The 18,331-nt window shown below is 68.8% G+C and carries 19 protein-coding genes and 1 riboswitch; of the genes, 12 read left to right on the top strand and 7 right to left on the bottom strand.

From position 1 onward, the window contains the following. Positions 1-47: 47 nt before the first annotated feature. Positions 48-183, bottom strand: a riboswitch (TPP riboswitch). Between the two features lie 66 nt (positions 184-249). The 5 genes from C882_RS20465 to C882_RS20445 all read right to left on the bottom strand — a co-directional run bounded on the left by C882_RS20465 (position 250) and on the right by C882_RS20445 (position 3,331). After that, positions 250-1,263, bottom strand: a complete 1,014-nt coding sequence (locus tag C882_RS20465; RefSeq protein ID WP_009542591.1) for a YeiH family protein — start codon at positions 1,261-1,263, stop codon at positions 250-252. A gap of 113 nt (positions 1,264-1,376) precedes the next feature. Next, positions 1,377-2,138 carry a flagellar type III secretion system pore protein FliP gene (gene fliP, locus C882_RS20460; RefSeq protein WP_009542590.1) on the bottom strand — a complete coding sequence of 254 codons (762 nt, stop codon included), beginning with the start codon at positions 2,136-2,138 and terminating at the stop codon, positions 1,377-1,379. Next, positions 2,135-2,518: a FliO/MopB family protein gene (locus C882_RS24460; RefSeq protein ID WP_009542589.1), complete on the bottom strand. Its 384-nt coding sequence runs from the start codon at positions 2,516-2,518 to the stop codon at positions 2,135-2,137. Before C882_RS24460 ends, fliP begins: the two co-directional genes overlap by 4 nt. Positions 2,519-2,603: 85 nt before the next feature. Next, positions 2,604-2,993 carry a hypothetical protein gene (locus C882_RS24455; RefSeq protein WP_009542588.1) on the bottom strand — a complete coding sequence of 130 codons (390 nt, stop codon included), beginning with the start codon at positions 2,991-2,993 and terminating at the stop codon, positions 2,604-2,606. Then, the gene (locus C882_RS20445; RefSeq protein ID WP_009542587.1) at positions 2,990-3,331 is read right to left on the bottom strand and encodes an EscU/YscU/HrcU family type III secretion system export apparatus switch protein; all 342 of its coding nucleotides are present in this window, start codon (positions 3,329-3,331) and stop codon (positions 2,990-2,992) included. The genes C882_RS24455 and C882_RS20445 overlap by 4 nt, the downstream gene beginning before the upstream one ends. A 205-nt stretch (positions 3,332-3,536) precedes the next feature. Between C882_RS20445 and flgB the strand changes: the two genes are divergently transcribed. From flgB to recA, 8 genes are all read left to right on the top strand, one after another. After that, the gene (gene flgB, locus C882_RS20440; RefSeq protein ID WP_009542586.1) at positions 3,537-3,944 is read left to right on the top strand and encodes a flagellar basal body rod protein FlgB; all 408 of its coding nucleotides are present in this window, start codon (positions 3,537-3,539) and stop codon (positions 3,942-3,944) included. A 30-nt stretch (positions 3,945-3,974) separates the two neighbouring features. Beyond that, positions 3,975-4,385: a flagellar basal body rod protein FlgC gene (gene flgC, locus C882_RS20435; protein WP_009542585.1), complete on the top strand. Its 411-nt coding sequence runs from the start codon at positions 3,975-3,977 to the stop codon at positions 4,383-4,385. A gap of 57 nt (positions 4,386-4,442) precedes the next feature. Further along, positions 4,443-4,760, top strand: coding sequence for a flagellar hook-basal body complex protein FliE (locus C882_RS20430; protein WP_009542584.1), 318 nt, complete (start codon positions 4,443-4,445; stop codon positions 4,758-4,760). A 54-nt stretch (positions 4,761-4,814) separates the two neighbouring features. Then, the gene (fliQ, locus tag C882_RS20425) at positions 4,815-5,084 is read left to right on the top strand and encodes a flagellar biosynthesis protein FliQ (protein ID WP_009542583.1); all 270 of its coding nucleotides are present in this window, start codon (positions 4,815-4,817) and stop codon (positions 5,082-5,084) included. A 63-nt stretch (positions 5,085-5,147) separates the two neighbouring features. Next, positions 5,148-5,924 (top strand): flagellar biosynthetic protein FliR, encoded by a 777-nt coding sequence (gene fliR, locus C882_RS20420; RefSeq protein WP_009542582.1) that lies wholly within the window; start codon positions 5,148-5,150, stop codon positions 5,922-5,924. Positions 5,925-5,928: 4 nt separating this feature from the next. After that, positions 5,929-7,041, top strand: a complete 1,113-nt coding sequence (gene flhB, locus C882_RS20415) for a flagellar biosynthesis protein FlhB (protein WP_009542581.1) — start codon at positions 5,929-5,931, stop codon at positions 7,039-7,041. After that, complete coding sequence (locus tag C882_RS20410; protein ID WP_009542580.1) at positions 7,028-9,589, top strand: hybrid sensor histidine kinase/response regulator; 2,562 nt, start codon at positions 7,028-7,030, stop codon at positions 9,587-9,589. Before flhB ends, C882_RS20410 begins: the two co-directional genes overlap by 14 nt. Positions 9,590-9,740: 151 nt before the next feature. Beyond that, a complete protein-coding gene (gene recA / locus C882_RS20405; RefSeq protein WP_009542579.1) occupies positions 9,741-10,829 on the top strand; it encodes a recombinase RecA in 1,089 nt (362 codons plus the stop codon). A gap of 130 nt (positions 10,830-10,959) precedes the next feature. On the opposite strand, the gene C882_RS20400 is transcribed toward recA, so the two are convergent. After that, on the bottom strand, positions 10,960-11,997 hold the full coding sequence (locus C882_RS20400) for a YeeE/YedE thiosulfate transporter family protein (RefSeq protein ID WP_009542578.1): 1,038 nt from the start codon (positions 11,995-11,997) through the stop codon (positions 10,960-10,962). 101 nt (positions 11,998-12,098) lie between these two features. Next, the gene (locus C882_RS20395) at positions 12,099-12,545 is read right to left on the bottom strand and encodes a hypothetical protein (protein WP_009542577.1); all 447 of its coding nucleotides are present in this window, start codon (positions 12,543-12,545) and stop codon (positions 12,099-12,101) included. A gap of 266 nt (positions 12,546-12,811) precedes the next feature. Here C882_RS20395 and alaS point away from each other — a divergent pair, with 266 nt between their 5' ends. From alaS to C882_RS20375, 4 genes are all read left to right on the top strand, one after another. Next, a complete protein-coding gene (gene alaS, locus C882_RS20390; protein WP_009542576.1) occupies positions 12,812-15,481 on the top strand; it encodes an alanine--tRNA ligase in 2,670 nt (889 codons plus the stop codon). 544 nt (positions 15,482-16,025) lie between these two features. Beyond that, a complete protein-coding gene (locus C882_RS20385) occupies positions 16,026-16,379 on the top strand; it encodes a phasin family protein (protein ID WP_009542575.1) in 354 nt (117 codons plus the stop codon). 367 nt (positions 16,380-16,746) lie between these two features. After that, positions 16,747-17,715, top strand: a complete 969-nt coding sequence (locus C882_RS20380) for a UTP--glucose-1-phosphate uridylyltransferase (protein WP_043646902.1) — start codon at positions 16,747-16,749, stop codon at positions 17,713-17,715. A gap of 65 nt (positions 17,716-17,780) precedes the next feature. Further along, the coding region (locus C882_RS20375; protein ID WP_043646899.1) for a nucleotide sugar dehydrogenase at positions 17,781-18,331 on the top strand (551 nt) is incomplete at its 3' end.

Raw genomic sequence — 18,331 nt, 5'->3', positions numbered from 1 at the left:
GTGCGGGCGTGACGGATCGCCCCCCGGGGTGACGACGGCTGAGATGCGCGCGCGTCGGCCTTCCTCCCTACGCCGGTCCAAACCGGATCAGGTTCGAAGGGTCTCCGCGACTCCCGCCCCTCGGTGAAGGCGCGGGATCAGCAGACTCTCAGCCCCTTGGCCGGGGCTCCCCTGGAAACGCCGTGATGGTGCGCCGGAAGCCGGCCCCCGTCAACCTGTCGTTGGTCAGGCGCGGAAATCCGGCCCCTGCTAGAGGAGGCTCACCAGACCCAGTCCGGCGGCGGCGATGAACAGGGCGGAGCCCGCGCCCAGGGCCAGCGGCCGCAGCCCCTTGGCGGCGAGGCGCCGGACGTCGGTCTCCAGCCCCATGGCGGCCATGCCCATGGCGAGCAGGAAGGGCGTGGCGGCCACCAGCGGCGCGTGGGCCTGCGCAGGAAGAAGGCCGGCGCTGTTGATGCCGATCATCAGCAGGAAGCCCGCCACGAACCACGGCGTCGGCGCCTTGCCCTTCTTCGACGCCCCGTGCCGCCGCGCCGCCATGAGGCCGAGCACGATCACCACCGGCGCCAGCAGGACCACGCGCGACAACTTGACGATGGTCGACAGTTCGCCGGCCTCGGTCCCCGCCTGGAACCCGGCGGCCACCACCTGGGCGACCTCGTGCACGGTGGCGCCCGTCCACAGGCCGTAGACCAGCGGCTTCAGGCCCAACACCTCGCCCAGCCAGGGGTAGGTGAGCATGGCGATGGAGCCGAAGACGGTGACGGCGGCCACCGCATAGGCCACATCCTCGTCCGTGCCTTCGGACACCGTGTTGGCGGCGATGACGGCGGAGGCGCCGCAGACGCTGGTGCCGGTGGCCATCAGCTCCGTCAGCGGCCGGTCCACACCCAGCATCCACCCGAGCCACAGGGTGAAGACGAAGGTCGCCGCCAGGGTCGCGACGACCACCAGCAGCCCCGGCGCGCCGACGGCGATCACCTGGCCCAGCGTCAGTTGCAGGCCCAGCAGCACGATGCCGGCGCGCAGGACGCGCTTCAGGCTGGCCTTGATGCCCGGAACCAGCACCGCGGGCAGGCCGAAGATGTTGCGCAGGCCGATGCCGATGACGATCGCCAGGATCAGCGGGCTCACCGTCGCCATGCCCGGCAGGGCGCGAAAGGCCATTGCCGCCGCGGCGATGACGGCGGCCAGGGCGAGTCCCGGAAGGGCGGCGCGCAGCGGGTCGAGGGTGCGGGCGGTGATGGCGCGGGTCTCGTTCATTAGGGGAATATGAAATAAGCGGGCGGCGCACGCAACACGGCAGCGCCGCGTCAGCCCCCAGGATTACGCGGATCGCCCGGGCATCGGCGCCGGCCGGCGCTGATGCCCGGGCGCTATCCCCCGAAACTCTGCACCAGCGATCCCACCAGAACGTACCAGCCGTCGACAAGCACGAAGAAGACCAGCTTGAGCGGCAGGGCGATCATCATGGGCGGCAGCATCATCATGCCCATGGACATCAGCACCGACGCCACCACCATGTCGATGACGATGAAGGGCACGTAGAGCAGGAACCCGATCTCGAACGCGCGGCGCAGCTCGGAAATCATGAAGGCCGGCACCAGCACGCGCAGGGGCGTGGCCTCGGGAGTGGCCGGTTCCTCGACGCCGGCGATGTTGACCATCAGCTCCAGGTCGCGCTCGCGCACCTGGCGCATCATGAAGTCGTGAAAGGGCTTGGTGGCGCGGTCGAAGGCCTCGAACTCGTCGATCTGCTCGTTGACCATGGGCACCACCGCCGTGTCCCAGGCTTCCTCGAACGTCGGCTGCATGATGAAGAAGGTCAGGAACATGGCCAGGCTGACCAGCACCATGTTGGGCGGCGTGGTGTTGGTGCCCATGGCGACGCGCAGGATGGAAAACACCACCACGATGCGCGTGAAGCTGGTCACCATCAGCAGGATGGACGGCGCCACCGTGATGACGGTGATCAGCAGCACAAGCTGCACGATGCGCTTGGTGGTCGAGCCGTTGTCGTCGCCGAGATCCAGCGTCACCGACTGGGCCAGCGCCTCCTGCGGCAGGCCCAGGAGCACCGCCGCCACCGCGCCGAACAGCGCGGCCACGAGACCCAGGTGGAACAGGCGGCGGGTCATCGGGAGGCGTCCTTGTCCTGTGTGTCGTGCGGCATGCCCTGCGGACCGGTCTCCTCGGGTGCGTCCCCGGCGGGCTCCTCGGGCGGCGGCGCGGGCGGCGCAGGCGGCGCGATGCCGCGTTCCACCACCACGTCGTCGGGCCCGCCGATGAGCAGCAGGTGCTCGCGGTCGTCGCGGCGCACCAGCACCAGGCGGCGCTTGGGGTCGACGGGGCGCACCTCCACCACCTCGAGCCGCCGGGCGGCGCGGCTGCGGCCCCGCAGGCTGGTGGAGGCGCCGGGCACCAGCCCGAAGCGGCGCGCCAGGCCGCCGGCCAGCAGCACAAGGCCGATGACCACCGACAGGGCGATGAGGGCGCGGAAGATCAGTTCGGGGTCCATGGCTCTCGCGGCTCGGCCGCCACGCCGGCGGGCATGGCGCGGAAGAATAGCGTCTGGCGCGGCGGGTGCAAGCGCTGGTGGTGGGTCAGCCGCCGTCGTCGGTTCGGTCGGAGCCGGCACCGGCGGCTGGCGGCGGAGGCGGCGGCTGGTTGCGGCCGTAGGCGGCGGCGGCGCGCGGCGCGGCGGCCCCGCCGGATGTCGCGCCGCCCAGCCCGGCAGCGAAATGGGTCTTGAGGTCGCCCTCCAGCGCATCCAGCGCCGTCAAAAGGGCGTCCAGCGTCGGCAGCAGGGTGCAGGCCTCCTCGCGCGGGAGGTCGGCGATGGCCCGGCAGGCGCCGGCCACCTTGCCCTCCAGCGCGCTCAGATCGACCGTGCGGCCCTGCGCCGACAGCCGCGCCGCAGTGGCGACCACCGAGGCGGCCTTGTCCAGTTCCAGGCGGATGGAGTCGAGGGAGGGGGCGGGGGTATCGGTCACGAACGTGTCTCCGCATCGGGAAACGAATCGGGCGGCAGGGGCAGCTCCTGGCCGTTGGCGCGGTAGACGTAGACCAGGATCTCGGCGACCGCGGCATAGGCCTCGGGCGGGATCTCCATGTCGACGTCCAGCGCACCCAGGATCTGCACCAGGTCCGCGTCCTCGCGCACCCGCACGCCGTTGGCGAACGCCAGGTTGAGGATCTGCTCGGCCACCGACCCGCTGCCCGAGGCGACCACCTTGGGCACGGCGTCGGTTTCGGGGTTCCAGTCCAGGGCCACTGCCTGTGCCCGCTGGGGCCGGCGGCGGGCGCCGGGTGCGTGATGGTCCTCGGCCATGGGCTCCGTCCGGCAGGAATGCGCGCCGGCGCAGAATGCCGCCGCCGGTTTTAAGAAAGAATGAAAGAATTTGCGCCATGATCGGGGCGTGGTGGCGGTGTGCCGCCGCCCCCTGGTGTGCGGTCTGATTTACCGTTCCTTAAAGGGGGTGGAGGCACTATGCTCCCACACCGGTGAAAAGCCGCCGAGGCCGAGGGGATATTTCATGGACCTGCGTAACCTGACGCTGTTCGACATGACCAAGACCAAGATGGACTGGCTTTCCCAGCGCCAGAAGATCTTGGCCCAGAACATCGCCAACGCCAACACGCCGGAATACAAGGCGCGCGACCTGAAGGAGCTGGACTTCGGCCGCGAGATCGACAAGATCATGCGCCCCTCGGTGCCGACGGCCCAGACCCACCCGGCCCACCACTCCGGAACGCTGCCCGAGCGCGGCCCCTTCCGCGACCAGACGCCCAAGACCTTCGAGGAAAGCATCGACGGCAACCGCGTCGTGCTGGAAGAGCAGATGGAAAAGGTGGGCAGCAACAAGGGCCAGTACGAACTGGCGCTGAACCTGTTCAAGAAGAATGTCAGCATGCTCAAGACGGCGCTCGGCAAGCAGCGCTGAGCGGCGGCCGTCATAGCGGGATGATCCACGATGGATGACCTTTCCAAGACCTCCAGCATCGCGTCGGCCGGCATGAAGGCCCAGGCCAAGCGCCTGCGCGTGATCTCGGAGAACCTGGCCAACCAGAACACGCTGTCCAACCAGCCCGGCGGCGATCCGTACCGGCGCAAGCTGGTGCACTTCAAGGACGTCATGGACCGCGAGATGGATGCCGTGAAGCCGGTGGTCAAACGCGCCGAGTACGACATGAGCGCATTCGGCCGGAAGTATGATCCGGCTCACCCCGCCGCCGACGAACAGGGCTACGTGCTGACCCCGAACGTCAACCCGCTCGTGGAGCTGATGGACATGCGCGAGGCGCAGCGGTCCTACGAGGCGAACATGAACGTCCTTCAGGTGTCCAAGCAGATGCTCAGTCGCACGCGGGACCTGCTGCGCTGATCCGCCGCGATCGCGCGCGTCCTCCGCTCTTGTGCATGAACCAGTGAGTGCAGACCCATGGCCGTCAGCTTTTCCAACGCCATCAACGCCTACAACCAGGCCGCCAAGGCGGTCACCAATCCCGACGCCGCGCGGCCGGCGCAGGACACGGGCGCGGGCGCCAGTTTCGCCAACATGGTGCGCGACAGCCTGCGCGAGGCCCGCGACCTGGGGGTCGAGGCCGAGCACATGCAGATGAAGGCGATCAACGGCGAGGCCGACATCCGCGACGTGGTGCTGGCCGTCTCCAACGCCGAACTGGCGCTGGACACGGTGACCACCGTGCGCGACCGTGTCATGACCGCCTACCAGGAAATCCTCAAGATGCCGATCTGATCCGGCGGCCGTGCGCGGCCGGCGGCTCGGTCCGGCATCGGGCCGGTTAAGCCTATGAATGAAGCCCACATCATCGATATTGCGCGCGACGGCATCTGGGTGCTGGTCAAGATTTCCGGGCCGGTGCTGCTTGTCGGCCTGGTCGTCGGCGTGCTGATCTCGCTGATCCAGACGCTGACGCACATCCAGGAGATGACGCTGACCTTCGTGCCGAAGATCCTGCTGGTCTTCCTGTCGATCCTGTTCTTCCTGCCCTTCATGATCCACCAGATCGACGAGTTCTGGCTGCGCATGATGGACAACGTGGTCAGCATCCAGAATTAGCGTCGCGCCGTCGGCGGGCCCGGCAGGGGCTTGCGGCGGCCCGGCGCGGGGAACCGGCCGCGCATGACCCTCGATGAATTCCTGGTCACCAACATCTTCGCCTTCATGCTGGTGTTCGCCCGGCTGGGCGCGATGTTCATGTTCCTGCCCGGGTTTTCGGCCACCTACGTCAACCGGAAGACGCGGCTGGCCATCGCGCTGCTGCTGACGCTTGTGGTCGCGCCCGTGGTGCTGCCCGTGCTGCCGGCCATGCCCGAGGGCACCGCGCAGATGCTGCTTCTGCTCATGCACGAGGTGCTGATCGGCCTGTTCATGGGCCTGTTCGCCCAGGTCCTGATGGCGGCGCTGACGGTGGCGGGCACCTCCATCGGCCGCGATGCCGGCCTGATGAACGCCATGGTGTTCGACCCCGTCACCGAATCCCAGGGCGCAGTGGTCATCAGCTTTCTCACGCTGGTGGCCCTGGTGCTGCTGTTCGCGCTGGAGATCCACCACCTGATGATCCAGGCGCTGGTGTCCAGCTATGCCATGTTCACGCCCGGCGGCGACAGCTTCATCCTGGCCGACGTGGTGAACGTGCTGACGCAGGGCCTCGACGACGCCTTCCAGATCGGCCTTCAGATCGCGTCGCCGTTCCTGGTGTTCAACCTGACGTTCCAGGTGGGCATGGGCCTGCTCAGCCGCCTGTCGCCGCAGATGAACGTGTTCTTCATCGCGCTGCCGCTGCAGATCATGGTCGGGCTGGTGGTGCTGGCCGTTGCGCTGCCGGCCATGATGCTGGTGTTCATGCGGTTCTTCGAGACCCGCTTCACCGCGTTCCTGCCGGGACTTGGGGGGTAGGCCCATGGCCGACGAAGACAAGGACTCCAAAACAGAAGAGCCGACGGAACGCCGGCTCGAAAAGGCCGCCGAGGAAGGCCAGATCGCCGTTTCGCAGGAAGTGCGCAACTTCTTCATGCTGGCCGGCGCGCTGATCATCGTGTGGCTGCTGGGGCCGTGGGTCATGGGCGGGCTGCGCGACACCATGAAGGGCTACATGGAGCACTTCGCCGTCATCGACCTGAGCCCGACGGGCGTGCGCAACCTGTTCGGCCAGTTGATGATGGACGTCGGCTTCTATCTGGCGGCGCCGCTGGCGCTGCTGCTGGTGCTGTCGGTCATCGGCACCACGTTCCAGACGGGCCTGCGCTTCACGCCCAAGAAGCTGGAACCGAAGATCAGCGAACTCAGCGTGGTGAAGGGCTTCAAGCGCATCTTCTCGGCCAACTCGCTGGTGGAGTTCCTGAAGTCCCTGTTCAAGATCGTGGTGGTGATGTTCGTCGCCACCATCGCCGTCATCCCCTTCATGCGCAGCCCGCCGCAGATGTCGGACGCGCCGCTGATGGTGACGCTCGACCACGCCCACGACATGATCGTTCTGCTGCTGGCCGCCGTGGTCATCGCGGTGCTGCTCCTGGCGGCGGCGGACTTCGCCTGGCAGGTCCACCAGCACAAGAACCAGCTCAAGATGTCCAAGCAGGAGCTGAAGGACGAGTTCAAGGACCAGGAGGGCGACCCCCAGGTCAAGAGCAAGATCCGCCAGTTGCGCGCCCAGCGCTCCAAGCAGCGCATGATGGCCGCCGTGCCCGATGCCAGCGTGGTGGTGACCAACCCGACCCACTTCGCCGTCGCGCTGAAGTACGAGATGGAGACCATGGGCGCGCCCACCGTGGTCGCCAAGGGCCAGGACCTGATCGCGCTCAAGATCCGCGAGATCGCCGACGAGAACGACGTGCCCATCGTCGAAAACCCGCCGCTGGCCCGGGCCTTGTACAAGGCGGTGGAAATCGACGACGAAATCCCGCAGGAACACTACAAGGCGGTGGCCGAGGTCATCGGCTACGTCATGAAGCTCAAGCAGAAGGACCCGCCCAAGCGTGCCCCTCTCCCTCCCCGTGCCCCTGATGGTCTCCGCTGAGGCACTGGCCTGGCTGGCGGCGGGTGCTGCCCTGCCGCTGGCCGCGCTGGGCGTCGTGCTGGGTCGAAACCGGCTGCGGCGGCCCGAGGCCCGGCGGCGCCGCGCGGCCGAGGCGGCGCTGCTGGACGGCGAGGAGGTGCCGCGCCTGGTAATGCGGCGCGACGGCACGGTGCTGGCCGCCAATGCGCCGGCGCGCCGGCGGTGGGCGGCCGAGACCCCGCTGGCCGAACTGTCCCGGCGCCTGCCGGCCGAGGACGAGGAGGCGGCCGAGGCCTTCTCCCGGCTGCGCGCGGCGGTGGAGGCCGGCGGGTACGAGGTGCTGGACGTGCCGTTGGCCGCCAACGGCGGCGCGGGCGTGGAGTGGCTGCGGGTGGCGGTGTCTCCGGCCGGTGCCGCGCTGCCCGGCGGGTCCGGCGGACTTCCGGCGGATGCAGTGCTGTGGCGGGCCGACGACATCACCGCCCGGCGCGCCATCGACGACGTGCTGCGCCGCGACCGCGACCACCTGTCGGACTTCCTCTACTTCCTGCCGGTTGGCGTCTACTCCGCCGACATCGACGGCCGCCTGCGCACCGTCAACCAGCGCTTCGCCGAATGGCTGGGCTGGACGCCGTCGGAATTGACGGGTGCGGCGCTCTCCGACCTGCTGCACGAGGGCGGCGGCCCGGAGTGGGACGGCACCTGGCGCGGCGTCGTCGCCTTCCGCGCCCGCGCCGGCCGTCCGCTGCCGGCCTTCATCGCCCAGGACCTGTACGACGACGGCGGCGAGACGCGCACGCGCACCGCCGTCCTGCGGCTGGACGACGTGGCGCCGCCGTCCCTCTCCGGTCCCGGCGGCATGGGGGAGCACGGCGAGGCCTCGTTCCGCCGGCTGTTCGAGCGGGCGCCGACGGCGCTGGTCGTGCTCGACGAAACCGGATGCATGGAGGCCGTCAACGGCGCCTTCGCCCGGCTGGTGGGGCAGCCGCGCGGCGACCTGACGGACCGGCCGCTCGCCGACCTGCTGCTGGAGGACGACCGCGAGGCGCTGGAGGCGCTGCTCGCCCGCCTCGCGCTGGGCAGTGCCGGCGGCGGCGCGTCGGCCGCGCTCGACGTGCGGCTGGGCGAGGATGCGGCGCGGGCGCGGGTGTGCTCGCTGGCTGTCGCGGCGCTCGGCGGGGAAGGCGAGGGCGTGACCGGGTTTCTGGTGCACGCCGTCGACGCCACCGAGCAGAAAAGCCTGGAGATGCAGTTCGCCCAGGCCCAGAAGATGCAGGCCATGGGCCAGTTGGCCGGCGGCGTGGCGCACGACTTCAACAACCTGCTGACGGCCATGATCGGCTTCTGTGATCTTCTGCTGCAGCGCCACGGCGCCGGCGACCCCAGTTTCGCCGACATCATGCAGATCAAGCAGAACGCCAATCGCGCCGCCAACCTGGTGCGCCAGCTTCTGGCCTTCTCACGGCGCCAGCCGCTCATGCCCAAGCTGTTGAACGCCACCGATGCGCTGTCGGAGCTGTCACACCTCCTGCGCCGGCTGCTGGGCGAGCACGTGACGCTGTCCATCGTCCACGGCCGCGACCTGGGGCTGGTGCGCGTGGACCCGGGCCAGTTCGACCAGGTCATCATCAACCTGGCCGTCAACGCCCGCGACGCCATGCCCGGCGGCGGCGCCCTGACCATCCGCACCGGCGTCGTCGACATCACCGAGACCCGCAAGAAGGGAGCGGAGGACATTCCGCCCGGCCGCTACGTGGAAGTCGTTGTGTCGGATACCGGCACCGGCATCCCGCAGGACTATATCGGCCGCATCTTCGAACCCTTTTTCTCCACCAAGGTGGGCGTGACGGGTGCGGGCACCGGCCTAGGCCTGTCCACCGTCTACGGCATCGTGCGCCAGACCGACGGCTACATCTTCGTCGACAGCGAGCCGGGGGCGGGCGCGACCTTCACCATCTGGCTGCCGCGCCACGACCCGGAGACGGGCCAGAACGAGGCGCCCATCACCCCGGCCGGTCCCGCCGACGCCGCGGAGGCGACTCTGGAGGCGGCGGAGGAGGACGGCTTCGTGCCGCCGCCGGACTTCGACTCGCTGGAGGACATCGACGACGCCGACCTGCCGGACCCGACGGCGCCGCCGCCGCCGGCCCCGGCGGAAGAGGCCGTCCCGCCGGCGCCCGAGGAGGACCCTGCGGCGCTGGGCGGGTCGGGCCGGATCCTGCTGGTGGAGGACGAGGATGCGGTGCGCGTCTTCGCCGTCCGCGCCTTGCGGAACAAGGGGTACACCGTGCTGGAGGCCCGTACCGGCGAGGGCGCGCTCGACATCCTGCGCGACGAGCCCGACATCGACCTGCTGATCACCGACATGGTCATGCCCGGCATGGATGGCGCCACCCTGGCGCGCCTGGTGCGGGTGGAGCGGCCCGAGATCAAGGTGATCCTCATCTCCGGCTATTCCGAGGAAGTGGCGCGCGGCGACCTGGTGGATTCGCGCGAGGTCCACTTCCTGCCCAAGCCCTTCGACCTGGCGCAGCTGGCGGGGCGGGTGAAGGAGGTTCTGGGCGGGTAAGTGGTTGTTCTGAAACAAGGTTCTATGCCCGCGCCGGGTTGTTTTCGCATTTTGTTCTCTTTTCCCTTGCGGACGTGAACAAACTGCGTACAGTGAAGCCCAGGAACGGCGTTGCACCGCCACGCACACCTGTGGGATAAGGGGGCTTCAGATGTCAGAGACCGCACTTCGCCTCGTCGAGAAGGATTCCATGGACAAGCAGAAAGCTCTGGACGCCGCCGTCAGCCAGATCGAACGGGCTTTCGGCAAGGGGTCGATCATGCGCCTGGGGCAGCGCGAGACGGTCATCGACGTCGAGGCCATCTCCACCGGCTCGCTGGGCCTGGACCTGGCGCTGGGCATCGGCGGCCTGCCCAAGGGCCGCATCATCGAGGTTTATGGCCCGGAAAGCTCGGGCAAGACCACGCTGGCCCTGCATGTGGTGGCGGAAGCCCAGAAGAAGGGCGGCGCCTGCGCCTTCGTCGATGCCGAGCACGCGCTGGACCCGGTGTACGCCCGCAAGCTGGGAGTCAACCTGGACGAGCTGCTGATCTCCCAGCCCGACGCCGGCGAGCAGGCGCTGGAAATCGCCGACACGCTGGTGCGTTCGGGCGCCGTCGACGTGCTGGTCATCGACTCCGTCGCCGCCCTGGTGCCCCGCGCCGAACTTGAAGGCGAGATGGGCGACAGCCACGTCGGCCTGCAGGCCCGCCTGATGAGCCAGGCGCTGCGCAAGCTGACCGGCTCGGTCTCGCGGTCGAAGACCATGGTGATCTTCATCAACCAGATCCGCATGAAGATCGGCGTCATGTTCGGCAACCCCGAGACCACCACGGGCGGCAACGCGCTGAAGTTCTACAGCTCGGTCCGCATGGAAATCCGCCGCATCGGCGCCATCAAGGACCGTGATGAGGTGGTGGGCAACCAGACCCGCGTGAAGGTGGTGAAGAACAAGGTGGCGCCCCCGTTCAAGCAGGTCGAGTTCGACATCATGTACGGCGAGGGCGTCTCCAAGACCGGCGAACTGCTGGACCTGGGCGTGAAGGCCGGCATCGTCGAGAAATCGGGCAGTTGGTTCTCCTACAACTCCACCCGCATCGGCCAGGGCCGCGAGAACGCCAAGAACTACCTGAAGGAAAACCCGGAAACGGCGGCGGAGATCGAAAAGGCGATCCGCACCAACGCCGGCCTTCTGGAGGACGACATGCAGTCGGGCCCCGGCGGCCTGGACGAAAGCACCAACGCCGAAGCCGGCGAATAAATCCCACGGCGTGGGCCGGAGCGCAGGATGCTCCGGCCCGAACTGTTTCTTCGGGTCGGCATTGCGCCGCGGGTGGGCTGTGGGAATGCGGCAAGCGACTCCCGCGTAAGCCTCTCGGTGCCCGGCGTGCCTACCGCTCGATCACGCGGTCGCAGACATCGCCGCCGCAGCGCACGCCTTCGCCCGCGCCCAGCAAGCGCCCCATCACGGCAATTCCCGCCGCCACTCCCGCAAGCATGGCGCCGTAGGCGGGCACGGCGTGAGGCGACAGCGCCGGCAGGGCATGCATGAGGATGGCGTCGTTGCCCCCGGGCACCATCGCGATGCCCACCCCCATGAGCGTGCCGCCGGCCAGGTGGCGCAGCCATGCCGCGCGGGGCCGGGCCCGCCACCGGAAGGTGCCGCGCGCGACGGCGGAGACGGTGACGCCGGCCAGCAGCGCCACCAGCAACCCGGCCCGCACGGCGTCCGGCGGGTGGGTCGCGGCGGCTCCGGTCAGCCAGTCGGCGGCGTCGACCACCAGTCCCGTGTAGGCCCAGGCGCCGACTGCGGCGCAGAGCAGGGCGTTGGCAGCGCCGATCAGCAGAGCCGCCACCGACAGGCGCATGCGGTCGGACAGCAGATGCTCCCGCGTCGTCAGTCCGCGCCGCCGTGTGCGGATCAGACTCCGGGCTTCCCATGCCGCCCAGGCGGCCGCCGCGGCCCAGAGGGCAACCGTCCAGGTTGCGGGGGCGGCCAACGGGCTGGCGCCGATCGGCGGCTCTGGCGACGACGGGGGCAGGGCGGCTAGGGCCGCGCCGAGCCCGAGCCCCACCAGGGTGAGCCCGTATCCGGCGTCACCGCTGCCCAGGCGCGTGAGGGTTGAGACGGCGCATCCGTTATTGACCGCCGCCCCCGCCCCGAACAGCACACCCCCCAGCAGAGTCCCCAGGGTCGGCCAGACGATGGGCAGGGGCTCCACGGCCGGCGCCAGCCAGACCATGGGCGTCGCGATCACCAGCACCCAGCCGGCGCTCTTGAAGAAGCTGGCCAGCATGTGGGCGCGGCGGGTGGTGGCGATTTCGGTCACCGCGCGCACGGTGCACAGCCCGGCGCGGTGGGCGGAAAAGCCAAGGCCCGCCGCGAGCAGTGCCAGGGCCGGATACAGAAGCCATGCCGGTGTCGTCATGCGGTCAGTATGGCGCGCCGGGCCGCCCGATGCAGTTCACCCGTCGGTGAGCGAGCACCGAGGGGTGGGGCCGGGGGAATGCCAAGCCGGCGCGGCCTGCGTCAGGTCAGCGGCAGGCCTTTGCGCCGGGCGTACTCGTCGCCAAGCTTCTGAACCGTCTCGTGCGGCAGTTTTTCCTTCGCCTGGTTCCACAGGGCACGTTCCTCGTGGTCGGCGTGCCAGCGGAAGTTGGCGTGCAGGCGCTGGGCCGCTTCCATGAACTCGCTGCTTTCCGGCGACAGCCCGTCCATGGAGGTGAGGATGCCGCGCGCCTCGTCCAGCGCCTCCATGTCGTCGTCGATCTCGGCGTCCAGGCCGGTGGCGCGGCGGGCGGCGGGGTAGAACTCCTGCTCCTCGAAGTTCTGCAGGGTGTCGAAGGTCTGCTTGACGTCGCGGAAGTGCTTCACCCGGCGCGCCGTGTCACCGTTGGTGTGCTCCAGAATCTGCTCGATCCCGGCAAGGATGAAGGCGTGGTCGCGGCGCATCAGTTCATAAACGTCCTGGCTCATGGACGGCCTCCGTATCTTGGGCGTTGGCTTGGCCGAGAAACGGATGGCGCCCCGCCCTTGGTTCCCGCCGATCGCGCGTGCCGCTTGAGGCCGCGGCGGCGCCGTCCCATATCCGTTGATCCGCCCCGCGCGGGGCCGTGCTGGACTTGGCCGGGTCCCCGTATTAGAAAGCCGGAACGGCTTCGCCCGCGCGAGGCACTTGGATTCCCTCAGGCAACCGCCGGAGGCCCACACGACAAGGGGCCGGGCGGCATTGGTGACGACGAATGCAGACCGCGAAAGACATCCGCAAGACCTTCCTCGACTTCTTCGCCGCCAATGGGCACGAGATCGTGCCCTCGAGCCCGCTCGTGCCGCGCAACGACCCGACGTTGATGTTCACCAACGCCGGCATGGTGCAGTTCAAGAACGTCTTCACGGGGCAGGAGCACCGGCCGTATTCGCGCGCCACCACCTCGCAGAAATGCGTGCGCGCCGGCGGCAAGCACAACGACCTGGACAACGTCGGCTACACCGCCCGCCACCACACCTTCTTCGAGATGCTGGGCAACTTCTCCTTCGGTGACTATTTCAAGGACGAGGCCATCAAGCTGGCCTGGGACCTGATCACCAAGGAATACGGTCTGCCCGCCGACAAGCTGCTGGTGACCGTGCATTCCTCCGACGAGGACGCCGCCGCCCTGTGGCGCAAGATCGCCGGCCTGCCGGACGAGAAGATCATCCGCATCCCGACGTCCGACAATTTCTGGATGATGGGCGACACGGGCCCCTGCGGCCCGTGCTCGGAAATCTTCTACGACCACGGTCCGTCCATCCCCGGCGGCCCCCCGGGGAGCCCGGACGAGGACGGCGACCGCTTCATCGAGATCTGGAACCTCGTGTTCATGCAGTACGAGCAGCTCTCGGCCAACGAGCGCGTCGACCTGCCCAAGCCCTCCATCGACACCGGCATGGGGCTGGAGCGCCTGGCGGCCGTGCTGCAGGGCAAGCACGACAACTACGACATCGACCTCATGCGCAACCTGATCGAGGCGACGGCCAAGGCCGCCGGCACCGATCCCGAGGGCGCGCACAAGGTCAGCCACCGCGTCATCGCTGACCACCTGCGGTCCGCCTGCTTCCTCATCGCCGACGGCGTGCTGCCGTCCAACGAGGGGCGCGGCTACGTGCTGCGCCGCATCATGCGCCGCGCCATGCGCCACGCGCACCTGATGGGTTGCGACGACCCGCTGCTGTATAAGCTGGTGCCGTCGCTGCAGGGCGAGATGTCCGACGCCTTCCCCGAGTTGGACCGCGCCGGCGCGCTCATCACCGAGACGCTGAAGCTGGAGGAAAGCCGCTTCAAGTCCATGCTCGACCGCGGCCTGAAGCTGCTGGAGGACGAGGCCGCCGGCCTGGCGAAAGGCGGCACGCTGTCGGGCGACGTGGCCTTCAAGCTCTACGACACCTACGGCTTCCCGCTGGACCTGACGCAGGACGCCCTGCGCGCCCGCGGCATTGCGGTCGACACCGAGGGCTTCAACGCCGCCATGGAGCGCCAGCGCGCGGAGGCGCGCAAGGCGTGGTCCGGCTCCGGCGAGGCCGTGACGGAAAAGGTCTGGTTCGAACTGCGCGAGAAGGTTGGCGCGACCGAGTTCCTGGGCTACTCCGCCGAACAGGCCGAGGGCCAGGTCACGGCGCTGGTGGTCGACGGCCAGCCGACGGACACGGCGAAGAAGGGCGATGAGGTCTCGCTGATCGCCAACCAGAGTCCGTTCTATGGCGAGAGCGGCGGCCAGATCGGCGACACCGGCGTCATCACGGTCACCGACAAGGGCCGCGTGCGCATTACCGATACCCAGAAGAAGCTGGGCGACATGACCATCCACATCGGAACTGTGGAAGAGGGCGAGGTCGCCGTCGGCGACCTGGCGTCGTTCGCCGTGGATGTCACCCGCCGCGACGCCATCCGCGCCAACCACTCCGCGACCCACCTGCTGCACGCCGCGCTCCGCCGCACGCTGGGCGATCACGTAACGCAGAAGGGTTCGCTGGTCGCGCCCGAGCGCCTGCGCTTCGACATCAGCCACCCCAAGGCGCTCAGCGCCGACGAAATCCGCGAGATCGAGGACGAGGTCAACGCCGCCATCCGCGCCAACGCGCCGGTGACGACCCGCCTGATGGACCCGGAAAGCGCCATCGAGGCCGGCGCCATGGCGCTGTTCGGCGAGAAGTACGGTGAAGAGGTCCGCGTCGTCTCCATGGGCGGCGACGCCGAGTGCGACACGCACTTCTCCACCGAACTGTGCGGCGGCACCCACGTCAAGCGCACGGGCGACATCGGCTTCCTGAAGATCATCGGCGAGGGGGCCGTGGGCTCGGGCGTGCGCCGCATCGAGGCCGTGACCGGCGTCGGCGCGCTCGACTACGTGCGCCAGCACGACATGATCCTGGCCGGCGCGGCGGAAGCCCTGCGTGCCACGCCGGGCGACCTGACCAACCGCATCAACGCGCTGGTCGAGGACCGCAAGCGGCTGGAGCGCGAGGTCGCCGACCTCCGCAAGAAGATCGCCATGGGCGGCGCCGGCGGCGGCGCCGCGTCGGGTCCGGCCATCAAGGAGGTGGGCGGCATTCCCTTCTCCGGCCGTGTGCTGCAGGACGTGCCCGCCAAGGAGCTGAAGGGCATGGTCGACGAGATGAAGACCCAGCTGGGCTCCGCCGTCGTCGCCCTGGTGGCGGTGACCGAGGGCAAGGCGTCCCTGGTGGTCGGCGTCACCGACGACCTGAAGGCCAAGGTCTCTGCCGTGGACCTGGTGCGCGCGGGCTCGGCCGCCGTCGGCGGCAAGGGCGGCGGCGGGCGCCCCGACATGGCCCAGGCCGGCGGCCCCGACGGGGACAAGGCCGAGGCCGCCCTGGCCGCCATCGAGGCGGCGCTGGGAGAGACGGTGGCCGCCTGACAGGCACGGGCACGGGCCGAATCGTCGTCGCCTGTCGACGAACCAACGGGGCTTCCCGGCGCGGGGAGCCCCGTTTTGTATGGCAATGTTAAACGGTCCGGACGAAAGCGTTTAACATTCGCGCATCATCCGAATTCGTCCTTGTATACAGACGGCGGCATGCCATTCTGCCGCTGCACATTCGCCGGTCGAGCCGCCGAGAATCCGGGGAGGCTTCACCGCCACGCAACGACAAGCGCCGTGCTCCCGGCGGATGCTGCACCGCGGAATCTCGCGCCGACCCGGTGCCGCTCGCCGCAACCCCTCCTGTAAAATTCTTTAAATATAAGGGGTTGGGCGCCGCGCCGGAGATTTTGTGCGGTGCACAAAAATTCCCTTTGACTTTTCTCCCACAGTCCCTATCTTAGGGTCATGTTGCAACGCAGCACGGGGCGCGAGGGTGTGCGTCCCAGCGCAAGCGAAAGGGTCGCACGGCCCGACACCCAGTGAACGTGACGACCTCGCACCGCGCTGATAGCGACCACCAAACTCGGGAGACACTCCTATGCTGAAGAATTACGAATCCCTGATGCAGTTCAACAAGGACAGCATGGACGCCTTCGTGAAGTCCGGCACCACCCTGGCGAACGGCTTCGAGCAGATCGCCAAGGAAAGCTTCGGCTTTGCCGGCCGCTCCTTCGAGAGCGCCATCGAGGCCAGCCAGGCCTTCGCGACCTGCAAGACCCCGGCCGAGATGGTCCAGCTGCAGACCAAGCTGGCCAAGGAAAACTGGGAGACCATGGTCTCCGAGACCACCAAGCTGTCCGAGCTGTCGGCCACCGTGGTGAAGTCGGCCGTCGAGCCGATCTCGGCCCGCTACAAGACCGCTTTCGACGCCGCCACCAAGGCCGCCGCGTAAACAGCGCGCGGCCGGCCGGGACAGCGCGCGGAGACAGGGGCCTCCTTCGCGCGCCGCCCGGCAGGCGACCGAATGACGGAACCGGCGTCACCCCGTTTGGGGGGTGGCGCCGGTTTTCTTTTGTGCGCCTGCGGTCCCACGGAATGCCCCCAAACCGTCACGAATGGCGCGTTGCAAGTCGGTGGCGGTCATGGCACAAAACGTCAATTCTTGCCGGCCCGCGCACGCAGCCGCTTCCGCAATGCGTCCAAGCGGTTACACTGGGGGCGGCCGGCGCGCGCGGGGCGGGTGTTTTCCGTCAACCCCGGGTGCGGCTGGATCGTTCTTCCACGGTTATTTTTCGGCAATGCAATAGGTGTTTTCCGCCATGGTGCGACCCGTCAAGAAAGCCGTGTTTCCCGTCGCGGGCCTCGGCACCCGCTTCCTCCCCGCCACCAAGCTCGTGCCCAAGGAAATGCTGCCGGTCGTCGACCGGCCGCTGATCCAGTACGCCATGGACGAGTGCCGCGAGGCCGGGATCGAGCATTTCATCTTCGTCACCGGCCGTGGCAAGTCCTCCATCATGGCGCACTTCGACCATGTGCCCGAGCTTGAGGACCTGCTGCGCGAGAAGAACAAGACGCAGGAGCTGGACGCCCTGCTGTCGTCCATGCCGCCCGCCGGCACCGTCTATGCGACGCGCCAGCAGGCGCCGCTCGGCCTGGGCCACGCCGTGCTTTGCGCGCGGGCCTTCGTGGGCGACGAGCCCTTCGCCGTGGTGCTGCCCGACGACATGGTGCTGGCCGACGGCAAGCCCTGCATCGGCCAGTTGATCGAGGCGCAGGCGCGCGTCGGCGGCAACGTGGTCGCCGTGGAGGAAGTGCCCGCGGACCAGACCAACAAGTACGGCATCCTGGACGTCGACTTCGACGACGGCAAGCTGGCCCGGGCCAGCGGCCTGGTGGAAAAGCCCAAGCCGGCCGACGCGCCGTCGCGGCTGGCGATCATCGGCCGCTATGTGCTGGACCCGCGCGTGTTCGACGCCCTGGAGACGCAGGGCGCCGGATCGGGCGGGGAAATCCAGCTCACCGACGCCATGAACGCCACCATCGGCAAGATGCCGTTCCACGGCCTGCGGTTCGACGGTACGCGGTACGACTGCGGCGACAAGGTCGGGTTCCTGAAGGCCAACATCGCCTATGCGCTGAACCGTGCCGATATGGGCAGCCAGGTGGCCGACGTGCTGAAGTCGTTCTGCGCCGAGCTTGAGGCCGGCAAGGCCGCGCCCGCGGCGCGCGGCGGCACGGGGGCCGGCGGCGAGGAGCCGGTGGCCGTGCCGGCCGAGCCCAAGAAGTAATCATACACACGGCGGCGGCCCCGTTTCAGGCCGCCGCCCAGTCCGGTCAGGAAGGAAGGATCGCGATGCGCATTGCCATGATCGGCACCGGCTACGTCGGCCTGGTGTCGGGTGCCTGTTTCTCCGAATTCGGCGTCACCGTCACCTGCGTCGACAAGGACGAAAGCAAGATCGAACGGCTCAAGCGCGGCGAGATTCCCATCTATGAACCGGGCCTGGACAAGCTGGTGGCGTCCAATGTCGCCGCCGGCCGTCTGGAGTTCACCACCGAACTGGCCGAGGCCGTGACGGGTGCCGACGCGGTGTTCATCGCCGTCGGCACGCCCTCGCGCCGGGGCGACGGCCATGCGGACCTGTCCTACGTCTACGGTGCGGCGGAAGAGATCGCGCGCGCCATGGACGGCTACACCGTGGTGGTCACCAAGTCGACGGTTCCCGTCGGCACGGGCCGCGAGGTGGAGAAGATCATCCGCGCCACCCGCCCGGATGCCGAGTTCGACGTCGTCTCCAACCCCGAGTTCCTGCGCGAAGGCTCGGCCATCAACGATTTCATGCGGCCCGACCGCGTGGTCATCGGCGCCGAGACCGACCGCGCGCGCGAGGTGATGCGCGGCCT

Source organism: Caenispirillum salinarum AK4 (assembly GCF_000315795.1).
Classification (GTDB): Bacteria; Pseudomonadota; Alphaproteobacteria; order Rhodospirillales; family Rhodospirillaceae; genus Caenispirillum; species Caenispirillum salinarum.
The sequence above is the reverse complement of the archived record's forward strand: the minus strand, read 5'-3'. Positions and strand labels throughout refer to the sequence as shown.

Excerpts from the sequence above, each read along its gene's own strand:
- C882_RS20465 (WP_009542591.1), bottom strand. The coding sequence starts at position 1,263 with ATGAACGAGACCCGCGCCATCACCGCCCGCACCCTCGACCCGCTGCGC.
- fliP (WP_009542590.1), bottom strand. The coding sequence starts at position 2,138 with ATGACCCGCCGCCTGTTCCACCTGGGTCTCGTGGCCGCGCTGTTCGGC.
- C882_RS24460 (WP_009542589.1), bottom strand. The coding sequence starts at position 2,518 with ATGGACCCCGAACTGATCTTCCGCGCCCTCATCGCCCTGTCGGTGGTC.
- C882_RS20445 (WP_009542587.1), bottom strand. The coding sequence starts at position 3,331 with ATGGCCGAGGACCATCACGCACCCGGCGCCCGCCGCCGGCCCCAGCGG.
- flgB (WP_009542586.1), top strand. The coding sequence starts at position 3,537 with ATGGACCTGCGTAACCTGACGCTGTTCGACATGACCAAGACCAAGATG.
- flgC (WP_009542585.1), top strand. The coding sequence starts at position 3,975 with ATGGATGACCTTTCCAAGACCTCCAGCATCGCGTCGGCCGGCATGAAG.
- C882_RS20430 (WP_009542584.1), top strand. The coding sequence starts at position 4,443 with ATGGCCGTCAGCTTTTCCAACGCCATCAACGCCTACAACCAGGCCGCC.
- fliQ (WP_009542583.1), top strand. The coding sequence starts at position 4,815 with ATGAATGAAGCCCACATCATCGATATTGCGCGCGACGGCATCTGGGTG.
- fliR (WP_009542582.1), top strand. The coding sequence starts at position 5,148 with ATGACCCTCGATGAATTCCTGGTCACCAACATCTTCGCCTTCATGCTG.
- flhB (WP_009542581.1), top strand. The coding sequence starts at position 5,929 with ATGGCCGACGAAGACAAGGACTCCAAAACAGAAGAGCCGACGGAACGC.
- C882_RS20410 (WP_009542580.1), top strand. The coding sequence starts at position 7,028 with ATGGTCTCCGCTGAGGCACTGGCCTGGCTGGCGGCGGGTGCTGCCCTG.
- recA (WP_009542579.1), top strand. The coding sequence starts at position 9,741 with ATGTCAGAGACCGCACTTCGCCTCGTCGAGAAGGATTCCATGGACAAG.
- C882_RS20400 (WP_009542578.1), bottom strand. The coding sequence starts at position 11,997 with ATGACGACACCGGCATGGCTTCTGTATCCGGCCCTGGCACTGCTCGCG.
- C882_RS20395 (WP_009542577.1), bottom strand. The coding sequence starts at position 12,545 with ATGAGCCAGGACGTTTATGAACTGATGCGCCGCGACCACGCCTTCATC.
- alaS (WP_009542576.1), top strand. The coding sequence starts at position 12,812 with ATGCAGACCGCGAAAGACATCCGCAAGACCTTCCTCGACTTCTTCGCC.
- C882_RS20385 (WP_009542575.1), top strand. The coding sequence starts at position 16,026 with ATGCTGAAGAATTACGAATCCCTGATGCAGTTCAACAAGGACAGCATG.
- C882_RS20380 (WP_043646902.1), top strand. The coding sequence starts at position 16,747 with ATGGTGCGACCCGTCAAGAAAGCCGTGTTTCCCGTCGCGGGCCTCGGC.